Source organism: Microbacterium sp. H6 (assembly GCF_003314775.1).
Classification (GTDB): Bacteria; Actinomycetota; Actinomycetes; order Actinomycetales; family Microbacteriaceae; genus Microbacterium; species Microbacterium oxydans.
On sequence record NZ_QOAY01000239.1, the window covers coordinates 1 to 2,836 of the forward strand.

The window sequence follows — 2,836 nt, forward strand, 5'->3', positions numbered from 1 at the left end:
TGGTCGACGGCCATCCGTCCACGCGATCGGAACGCGGATCACGCCGGAGGAAGAAGCCTCCGTCGTGGTCGACCGCCCAGCGCACACCGACCGCGTCGACGAGGTGCGTCTGCACCGGGTAGCACGCCCCGGCTGAGGGCACCGGGCGACGGCGGATGCTCGTGGCCGTGCCGTCCTCCACCCGATGGAACTCCCCGGGGTGCCACAGTCCGTCGACGAGCTCGCGCACACCGACAGGAGGTTCGTCCGCCACGGCTCCGGTCCGTCCCCAGGCGTTCACCCTCGGGCCGGGCGGCAACGGGCCGGACGGCACCCGCGTCGAGTGCACCTGGTCGAGCGGTGCGGACACGCCATGCTCTTCCCGCAAGCTCTGCGCCATGGTCGGCCTCACATGTGCGGGGCCGGGAGGAGCGTGAAGTCCTCCGGTCCGCCGCTCCAGGTCGTCCGCCAGCCGCGCTCCTGCGCCGCCTCTCGGAACCGGGGCATGCCGAGGTACGAGAACGCGGCCGGTGCGTTGGGGACCAGCCCCGTCACGATCGAGCGCACCACGCGCAGGTCGGTGCGCCGCACGTCGGAGGTCGTGAGGTCGCGCGTGAGCACGCGGTGGCCGCGATCAGCCAGGCGCGCATAGACCTCGTCCATCGTCACCGGTTCCACTGCGCTCAACGGGAGTACCCCCTGCACCGGATCCTGGAACCGGCGCGCCTCTCCGTGCACGGTCGGGTCCAGCCAGACCTGCACGTGTGCGCCGAGGTCGATCACCTTCTCGAACTCGACTCCGGCCGCGGTCGTGTAGTCGGCGTCCGCACGGAACTCGAGGGTGAGTCCCTTGGCCATCAATCCCTCGGCGACGGCGCGGAACACCCATCCGTCCGCCGTCGTGCAGCCCTGCGTGTAGATCCAGGTGTGCACGGCTTCCAGCACGGCCTTCCGTGCGGCACGTGCAGGATCGAGTGCGGCCGAGAACCCCGCGGCGTAGAGGCCGCGCTCCGGATCATGCACGAGAGCACCGATCGCCGGGGCGAACTCCGACGGCATGGCGACCAGCCACACACGCAGGCTGCTCCCCTCCAGATCATCGAGGAGGCCCGGGACCGTCGCAGGGTCGATGCCGAACGTCGGCCCGTCGAGGTGCCACCACACCTCGAGCGCATCCCGCTCGATCACCTCGATCACCCCGCGGTCGCGCGCATCGTCAAAACCCGCCCCCGTGGCGATGCCGGCGTAGTTGAGATGATGCGTGCGGGGCAGGGAGCGGAAGCGGGATTGCCGCCAGTTCAGGTGCACGAGGGAATCCGGCATCCACACCGAGCCCCCGTCGAGATCGTCGCAGCGCGCCCACAGCGTCGGCGTGGACGCCTCCAGCCGCTGATAGGGGAAGCCCGGACGGGAGAGCTGCCAATCGGCGAAGCGCGGAAGATCCGCGTCGTCGATGACGGCCTCCCCGTCGGCGCGCAGTTCTTCCGCTGAGGCGACGCGGAGGTCGTGCGGCGGCAGCACGTCGGGCAGCCAGTTGCCGCAGTACCGCTCCACGCCTTCGCCGATGGCCGCGATGCGCGCCTGCGCGGGGTCTCCGAACGAGGTGCCGAGCGAGACCCGATCAGCGGGCCATTCGCCGAGCAGGCGGGCATCGGCCACCGATGCGGTGAGAGCCAGATACCGGTGCGGAGCGCCGATCGGATGCGGAACCTCGCGCACGGAGCGGATGATGCCGGCCTCCGCGTCGACGAGCGCCTCGGCAGGCAGGGTCGCTCGAGCGGTGCGGTGATTCGGGGTGTCGTGCGCTTTCATGCTGTCCTCTCGTAGCGCCAGCTACCGGTCTCGGGTTCGAAGGCCGATCTGGTGCGGCGGGTCGGATGCCGATCGACGCCTGCGGGCTCGGATGCCGACGCTGTTCCCGCCGATGGCAGACCGGTCTCGGTGAGCCAGGTGTCCAGCACCCCGCCGATGCCGCCCGCGCTGCGCAGCCGGGAGCGGACGTCGTCATCGTCGATGTCGGCGGCGAGCCGGTGGCCCCAGGGCCCGTCGACCAGGTGCAGCGGCCCACGCCAGGCATCGGCGAGCCGGCCCGCATCCGTGAAGAAGAAGTCGTGGTCGCCGCGGATGAGCAGCAGGGGTACGCGGAGGTCGCCGTATGCACGGTGCAGATCGACGGCGGGCGCTGACCACAGGCGACGCCAGCCGGAGAGCACCTCCCGCGACCACCCCCATTCCGCAGCGGCCCGGTGCACGCCGACCTCGGATGCCCGCGCCACCCTGGCCTCGAGCTCCTCATCGTTCAGCGGGGGATGGGAACGCGCCCCGCGACCGTGCTGGTGCCACCACCCGATCCGGTCTCGCAGGTGTGGTCGCCCGTTCTCGTCCCACGCGGTCTCGGCGAGCCCGAGAGCCGGAACGAGGAGCACGAGTGCATCGACGTCGACCGACCTCGCCGCCTCGAGCGCGGTGTGGGCGGCATACGACCCGCCGGAGAGCAGGAGCGGCAGCCCGGGGCTCTCGGCCCTGACAGCATCGACCACCGCGCGGCCGTCTGCACGCTCGGAGAGGTAGGGGTGCCATTCGCCGTCGGACGAGTGTCGGCCGCGCACGTCGTGGATCACGCAGCGGTAGCCGCGCCTCACCCACGCCCGCGCGGTGTCGGCGTGGCGCCAGGCCCCGTAGGGAGTGCGGATGACCACCACGCCTCGCGTCTCTGCGGGCGACCAGGCCCATCCGCGCAGCAGGGCGCCGTCATCGGCGACGACGACATGAGGACGGGCATCGCGCGGCGGGGTCATCGGAGCAGCCTCGGCGGTGCCGCGGGGAAGGGGAGCACCGTGTGCTCGGTGACCGATCC

The 2,836-nt window shown here is 71.7% G+C and carries 3 protein-coding genes; all 3 read right to left on the reverse strand.

Going from position 1 to position 2,836, the window contains the following annotated elements:
- A partial coding sequence (locus DSP71_RS15325) for a hypothetical protein (RefSeq protein WP_147251338.1) occupies window positions 1–349 on the reverse strand: 349 nt, incomplete at its 3' end.
- Between the two features lie 38 nt (window positions 350–387).
- Window positions 388–1,791, reverse strand: a complete 1,404-nt coding sequence (locus DSP71_RS15330) for a YcaO-like family protein (RefSeq protein ID WP_113681518.1) — start codon at window positions 1,789–1,791, stop codon at window positions 388–390.
- The coding region (locus DSP71_RS15335; protein ID WP_258546485.1) for a CocE/NonD family hydrolase at window positions 1,788–2,836 on the reverse strand (1,049 nt) is incomplete at its 5' end. The genes DSP71_RS15330 and DSP71_RS15335, both read right to left, overlap by 4 nt.

Bases quoted from the DNA above. Each gene is read 5' to 3' on its own strand.
- DSP71_RS15330 (WP_113681518.1), bottom strand. From the start codon at position 1,791: ATGAAAGCGCACGACACCCCGAATCACCGCACCGCTCGAGCGACCCTG.